Origin of the sequence: Microcoleus sp. Pol8_D6, from assembly GCF_036700965.1 — a bacterium.
In the GTDB taxonomy this organism is placed as follows: Bacteria; Cyanobacteriota; Cyanobacteriia; order Cyanobacteriales; family Microcoleaceae; genus Microcoleus.
In genome coordinates this window covers 99428-105560 of the sequence record NZ_JAUBPW010000013.1, presented here as the reverse complement: position 1 = coordinate 105560, position 6133 = coordinate 99428, and the positions used below count along the sequence as shown (strand labels likewise).

Annotated in this window: 11 protein-coding genes; 4 read left to right on the top strand and 7 right to left on the bottom strand. The window is 43.3% G+C overall.

Translation table 11 applies throughout. The features are described 5' to 3' along the window. Nucleotides 1–72: 72 nt before the first annotated feature. Genes QUA10_RS08240 through QUA10_RS08230 form a run of 3 tightly spaced genes read right to left on the bottom strand, consistent with a single transcriptional unit; the run spans nt 73 to nt 1911 of the window. Nucleotides 73–1017 (bottom strand): serine/threonine-protein kinase, encoded by a 945-nt coding sequence (locus QUA10_RS08240; protein WP_333082075.1) that lies wholly within the window; start codon nt 1015–1017, stop codon nt 73–75. 39 nt (nt 1018–1056) lie between these two features. Further along, nucleotides 1057–1500: a hypothetical protein gene (locus QUA10_RS08235; RefSeq protein ID WP_333082076.1), complete on the bottom strand. Its 444-nt coding sequence runs from the start codon at nt 1498–1500 to the stop codon at nt 1057–1059. Between the two features lie 12 nt (nt 1501–1512). Next, nucleotides 1513–1911: a hypothetical protein gene (locus QUA10_RS08230; protein WP_333082077.1), complete on the bottom strand. Its 399-nt coding sequence runs from the start codon at nt 1909–1911 to the stop codon at nt 1513–1515. Between the two features lie 271 nt (nt 1912–2182). On the opposite strand from QUA10_RS08230, the gene QUA10_RS08225 reads away from it, so the two are divergent. From QUA10_RS08225 to QUA10_RS08215, 3 genes are all read left to right on the top strand, one after another. Continuing rightward, nucleotides 2183–2377 carry a hypothetical protein gene (locus QUA10_RS08225; RefSeq protein WP_333082078.1) on the top strand — a complete coding sequence of 65 codons (195 nt, stop codon included), beginning with the start codon at nt 2183–2185 and terminating at the stop codon, nt 2375–2377. 69 nt (nt 2378–2446) lie between these two features. Beyond that, nucleotides 2447–2992 carry a pentapeptide repeat-containing protein gene (locus tag QUA10_RS08220; RefSeq protein WP_333082079.1) on the top strand — a complete coding sequence of 182 codons (546 nt, stop codon included), beginning with the start codon at nt 2447–2449 and terminating at the stop codon, nt 2990–2992. Between the two features lie 112 nt (nt 2993–3104). Beyond that, nucleotides 3105–3254: a hypothetical protein gene (locus QUA10_RS08215; protein ID WP_333086218.1), complete on the top strand. Its 150-nt coding sequence runs from the start codon at nt 3105–3107 to the stop codon at nt 3252–3254. 1 nt (nt 3255) lies between these two features. Here the strand turns inward: QUA10_RS08215 and QUA10_RS08210 are convergent, their stop codons facing one another. The 3 genes from QUA10_RS08210 to QUA10_RS08200 form a co-directional block, all read right to left on the bottom strand. Then, the gene (locus tag QUA10_RS08210; RefSeq protein ID WP_333082080.1) at nt 3256–3546 is read right to left on the bottom strand and encodes a helix-turn-helix domain-containing protein; all 291 of its coding nucleotides are present in this window, start codon (nt 3544–3546) and stop codon (nt 3256–3258) included. Between the two features lie 108 nt (nt 3547–3654). Further along, nucleotides 3655–4008, bottom strand: coding sequence for a helix-turn-helix domain-containing protein (locus tag QUA10_RS08205; RefSeq protein ID WP_333082081.1), 354 nt, complete (start codon nt 4006–4008; stop codon nt 3655–3657). Nucleotides 4009–4051: 43 nt separating this feature from the next. After that, nucleotides 4052–4417, bottom strand: coding sequence for a helix-turn-helix transcriptional regulator (locus QUA10_RS08200; protein ID WP_333057801.1), 366 nt, complete (start codon nt 4415–4417; stop codon nt 4052–4054). A 136-nt stretch (nt 4418–4553) separates the two neighbouring features. Here QUA10_RS08200 and QUA10_RS08195 point away from each other — a divergent pair, with 136 nt between their 5' ends. Further along, nucleotides 4554–4970, top strand: coding sequence for a hypothetical protein (locus tag QUA10_RS08195; protein ID WP_333082082.1), 417 nt, complete (start codon nt 4554–4556; stop codon nt 4968–4970). Nucleotides 4971–4985: 15 nt separating this feature from the next. Here the strand turns inward: QUA10_RS08195 and prfA are convergent, their stop codons facing one another. Next, nucleotides 4986–6080, bottom strand: a complete 1095-nt coding sequence (prfA, locus tag QUA10_RS08190) for a peptide chain release factor 1 (RefSeq protein WP_333039635.1) — start codon at nt 6078–6080, stop codon at nt 4986–4988. Nucleotides 6081–6133: the final 53 nt, after the last annotated feature.

Sequence of the window (6133 nt, the reverse complement as noted above, 5' to 3'; positions counted from 1 at the left end):
CTTCAGTTTGATTGTTTACGAGATGCCATTGAAGATGTCTTACGTCAAGCGTCCTAACTGCCTTGGCGACTGCTATATACTAGGATTTTGTATAAAGTTAGTTACGGCTGTTTGTGAAAGTGACTTGACTCCTGTATAAGATAATTGGAGTTGTTGAGATATTGTCAGGTTCGGTTGAAGAAATTCTAACCACTCTTCTACAGTTTGTGGTCGATTTTTTGGATGAATTTCTAGCCCCTTAAGGATGGCTAAATTTATCCAATTACTAAGATTTTTATTGATCTGATTTGGTGGTACTAAAAGATCTTTTTTAAAGTTTTTTATGGAATCATCTCTATCTATAGATCGTGGTAATCGATGCTCATATCCTCCCTGGATATAACCAGTTAAGAGTACATAAAGTGTTGCAGCCAAAGCATAAACATCGGTATAATTTCCTGGTGTGTGTCGGCGATAATACTGCTCAAGTGGTGCATAACCCTCTGACAAAAACTGAGTCAGACTATTCGTTTGGTTAGGAGTAAATTCACGGGCAATCCCAAAATCGATTAGTACAACTTCTAACTGATTTTTTAAAACAATATTTTCTGGTTTTACGTCTCTATGTAGCATACCTTGTGAGTGAGCGAATGCTAACGCATCACCAACCTGCCGAATATATTCTAAGCCAACAGATAGCGATAAAACGCCTTTTTTTCTAACAAGATCTGCTAAATTTTCACCCTTAATATACTCCATAGCTATGCACCATAGTCGCTCCTCTAGAAATAAATCATAAAACTTGACGATATTCTTGTGCTGGTATTTCCTAAGCCGTTGTGCTTCATCCAGAAAACGCTTTTGAAATTCATTAAAGTCTGGACGCTTTTGCACATTAGCATTGAGGGTTTTAATAACTACTTCTTTTCCTGTGCTGTCTTTGGCTAGATAGGTGATACCAAACCCCCCCTTTCCTAGCTCTCTTTCTATGGTGTATTTACTATTATTTAATTTTTCCCCACGTTGCCAACCACTCATAATAAAAAATAATTATTTTATCGGTTTTATATATTTGCACTATTTGCGTAATCTAGACCAGGCAATAGGACTCAGGGTTACAAGGGCTGTTATTAACAGCAGTATCATTTTCTGCTCAAAAGTAGTTTTCTGCCAGACTTCGCCAAAACCAATAGTAATAAAAGCTGTTCTGCTATTCCTTAGTAAAATGGTTTGTGCAGTTCCTAAGTAAGAAGTATAAGCATCAAAAATTACAGCTACTATGTGAGATGGTCGCAGCACATCTCTCTGAAAGTCATCAGCAGATTTTGACCAAATTGCCCTTGAATTTGCACTCAGCCACAAAATCAACCCACTTCCTACTATGGCACTTATGTAAACTAAAAGATATTCTATTTTTAAATCAGTCACTCCTAAAATACCAACTATACCGAGCAAGCTTGTGACAAAATCCCAAAATACTCCTACTAGAAGTATCCAGCCGAACGTTCCTAATGATGACATTGATTTGCTCCTCTATCTTAAAGCCAAAATAATCCCTACAGCTATTATGGCTGCAATCCAAATGATAAAAAAAAGTAAATTAGTTGAGAGTTTGAACCTGGTTTTTTTAGGGTTATCATCTTTTCTGATTAATTCATATAGGGTAGGCATCTCTTGAATTACCCAGTCGGAGAGCAAAGAGTTAATTTTTTCTCTAGCTGTTGCTTGGTGCCTGTCTTTAGAAGATTTCCAGGAAGCATAGATAAACCATCGAGGTGATTTACCAAACTCTTTATGAAGATGGATAGAAATTAGATCGGGATTTTTTTTGAGAGATACTGCCACCTGCTCCCAATAATTGAGGAATTCTTTTGTTTGCTTAAGTGGCACTTCCAAAAAGTATATTTGTATAGTAGCCTTTTGAAACTTCAACTAAATCCTCCTGTTTCAATCCTAGTAATTGAGTCAATATACTGAAATTAAATTGGACAGATTGCTTGAGGTAGTTACAGGAAAAAAAACTATTTCATATCACTATACCAACACAACCTCAGCTTTGCAGCGATAAAAAGTGATAAAAAGTAGCGACATCGGCTCTGATGTGCTAAAATCTATCCACAGAAAGGTGCAAGGACGAGCAAAATCCTACGCATCCTCCGATCGCAACCTCAACTCGGACACTACCTTTAAGAGGATTTAACCCATGACTGTGGATGAAGCTCTCGCCCTTGTCGAAACAGTCCTAGATGACGACGAACAGTTAAACGACGTGCAAGAGCTAATTTTCAAACAGTGCTGGGAAGGCAGACAGTCTTATGAGGAAATTGCTAAACTTTCTAAATATGACGATGAATATATTAAAGCCGCTGGCTATAAACTCTGGAAGTTACTCTCATAAGCATTTGACGAAAAAGTAAAAAAAAACAATATTAAAGCAGTTATAGAACGATACTTGCGGCGACATAAAGTGATATTACATCGAACTCACGTTATTGGAGTTAACCTCAGCGGTGCTAATTTAACCGGAGCCCGACTATCATTCGCCAACTTAAGTGAATCTGATTCTTCAGCAGATTTACACGGTGCAATTTTATCTGATTATCATACAGTATCAAATGAAATTATCAAGGCTGAAGACGCGCATAACCAGGGAATTTCATCTAGCATAAAAGAACGGATTTATCACTGGAACGATCTGCGCTTTCACAGCCAAGAACAAGTGAAAATTGCCGAAGCACTCGATCGCACAAACACCCTATTCTTCCCCAACTCCAAAGCCCGCCTCACCACACCCGCAGGTAGACAAAACCAAGAACCAGATTTCCTCATATTCCACCAAGGCAAATGGGGTATTCTGGAAATATGGCATCCCGACACAGAAAAAGATGAAACGCGCGATCGACTGTTTGCATCTCACTGTATCAGCATCATCCACTACTGCGACGCTAACAGATGCACAGAAGAACCCGATCGCATTGTCCGAGAATTTTTAGACATCTTGAGTCAGGGATAGGGCGAGTGCTTTTTTCATAAGGGCGATCCTATAGGGGCCCAGAAACCGGGTTTTTTACGAAAAGACTGGTTGTCACCGACAGATTAGGTAAAAACCCGGTTTCTTTGTCGGAGTGCGTAAGTGCATAAGGGCGATCGCACTCCGTAACAAAGTAGATTTGACCTTGACAAATTACTCGATTTGTGATATGCACGAGTGGTGGAAATTTTTAAGGGCGATCGGGATCTACTTCTGCAAAACGGGCGATCGCGATCGATCCTAACTCATTCTCCAGCAGCCTCAGCCGACGCAGCGAATCTCTCCGCTACAGCTTTGCCAATTAGCGCCACCTGACTCAGAGGCAAGAACCTAATTTTATTGACAATATCTTGAATATCTAACGGATCTGAAACTGGCTTCCCATCCAAAAATCTCAGAAGTTCTTCCAGCGAATAACCAGCTCTCGCAGCGAGCTTAGCCAAGTTTTCAGTATCAGGAACCGTATCGCCCCTTTCCCAAAGCTGCACAGCGGTAGCGGAAACGCCCAAAAGCTTGCCAAACGCTCGCTGACTCATTGTTCCGCGCGCTGTTTTGATAATTTCACTAAGTTTTTGTCTATTTTGGATGTTCACGACTCGAAGGTTACTCAACCGTATCTACCAGTCTACTTACGAAGTGATACATCAACTATATTTCCCAGACGACTCAGCCGCCGCCGCGAGTCTATCCATCACGGCTCTACCAACCACGGCTAACTCACTAATTGGTATACATTGAATTTTTTTAAGCAGATCGTTAGTATCTACGGGTTCCTGCACCGGCTTGCCTTCAAGATGAGCCATGAGCTCTTCCATCGTAAAGCCTGCTCTTGTCGCAATCTGAGTCAAATTTTTCGTATCTGGAAGTACCTGCCCCTTTTCCCAATACAAGACAGAAGCAGCAGAAACTCCCAACAGCTTGCCAAAAGCAGTCAGACTCATCGAGCCCCGCGCTAATTTAACAACCTCACTCAGTTTTTTCTTAGCTTCTGCGTCCACGGTATCAGCGACGAGATAACCACAATTCCTACTTTACAGAATATCAACCATACTTCCCAGAAGCTACAGCCGCAGCAGCCAGTCGCTCCATACCAGCTCGAACAATCACTGCTAAGTCACTCAGTGGCATACATTGAATTTTCTTCAGCAGCTCATTGGTATTGACAGGTTCCGGCATTGGCTTGCCTTCGAGATGAGCCATCAACTCTTCCATTGTAAAGCCCGCTCTTGCCGCAATCTGAGTCAAATTTTTCGTATCCGGGAGTACCTGGCCCTTTTCCCAATACTGAACCGCAGACCCAGAAACTCCCAATAGCCTACCAAAAGCGCTAAAACTCAGGTCGCCACGGGCTAGCTTCACAACTTCGCTCAGTTTCTTCCTAGCTTCTGTGTCCACAGTATTAGTCACCAGATCAACACAACTCCTAGTTTACTTATCTACCAAAAAATCTGTCTTTCTTGCTTGACAGCAAAAAGTTTACCAGTTAGAGTGTAAATACTTTTGAAATCATAATTGTATTTGTATCCAATCAGGGGCAGTAAAAATGACTCGCAAGACACGCAATACACGTCAAAGCCTTACAGCCTCCGGTTGGCTCAAACCCATCTGCTGGCAAATCTCCAAAATAGAAGCAGCCGAAGCGCTGAGAATGCCCGTAAAACACATAGTCAAAGTTTACCCCAAACAACATCAAGTAATAGTCGTTTACCTGAACCAGAAAGGACAAAAATGCAGTTCCTTTTTTAGCTACAGACTATTTGCCAGATGGCAGCAGGAGGCGATCGCAGCAATTGCCAGTTGTCGAAACCAGCAAATCCTAACACCCCTAGAAGTCATTGTACAATACGACCTCGAACATTTCAAATATCCAGTGGCGATCGCCGATGCAATTTGGGAGGCTCTACTCAACCAGATCTCCCGCGTAACAAGGGAACTGAGGCTGAGCAAACAATGCGCCTAGCCCCCCATCAGTCCATCAATTAGTAGAAGCAGCCAACTCAGCCAAACGTTCCTGCTGATCCTGAGAAATGCAAGTTTGAATAATCCCCTCAATATCCCCTTCCAAAACACTATTGAGCGAGAAATTCTCCCCCAAACGGTGGTCTGTAGCCCGATTGTCCTTATAGTTGTAGGTGCGAATCTTCTCCGATCGCGAACCAGTACCAACCTGAGCCAAACGCCGCGACTTCACCTCATCCTGCTGCTCTCGCAACTTCATCTCATAGAGCTTAGCCCGCAAAATCTGCATCGCCCGCTCCTTATTCTGCAACTGACTGCGCTCCTCAGTACAGAAAATCCGAATTCCCGTCGGCTTGTGAAACAAATCCGCAGCAGTTTCCACCTTGTTCACGTTTTGACCGCCAGCGCCGCCCGATCGAGCCGTACTCATCTCAATATCCTTCGGATCGATGTGAATCTCCACATCATCAACCTCCGGCATCACAGCCACTGTCGCCGTCGAAGTATGCACCCGGCCGCCAGCCTCAGTCACAGGCACTCGCTGCACCCGGTGTACCCCAGCCTCAAACTTCAGCTTGCTGTAAACGCTGTCGCCTGTAACTTCCAGAATCACTTCTTTAAACCCGCCCATTTCCGCCAGCGACTCGCTCACCAACTTCACCTGCCAGCCTTGAGTTTGAGCGTAACGGGAATACAGGCGGAGCAGATCTCCAGCCCAAATACTAGCCTCATCTCCGCCAGTACCCGCCCGAATTTCCAGCATAATATTCTTGTCATCGTTCGGGTCGCGGGGGAGCAGCAAAACCTTCAAACGACTTTCCAAACTCTCCAACTTCGCCTCAAGTTCCTGAACTTCCAGCGCAGCCATTTCTTGCATATCTCGATCGCCCGCGGCTTCCTTGAGAACCTGTCGGGCACCTACTAAATCTTCCTGAGTGGTTTTCCACAAAGCAAAAGTATCGACCACTTCCTCCAAGGACGATCGAGCTTTTGCTACCCGTTGAAACTCTTGATTGTCCCTAGCCACATCCGGGTCAGCCATGCGGCGAGTCAACTCATTAAAAGTTTGCTCTACCGACTTCAATTTATCCAGCAAATAAGATTCAGCCATTGTCAGTTGTCCTTTGTCAATCGATTTTAGATTTTAGATTTTAGATTTTAGAT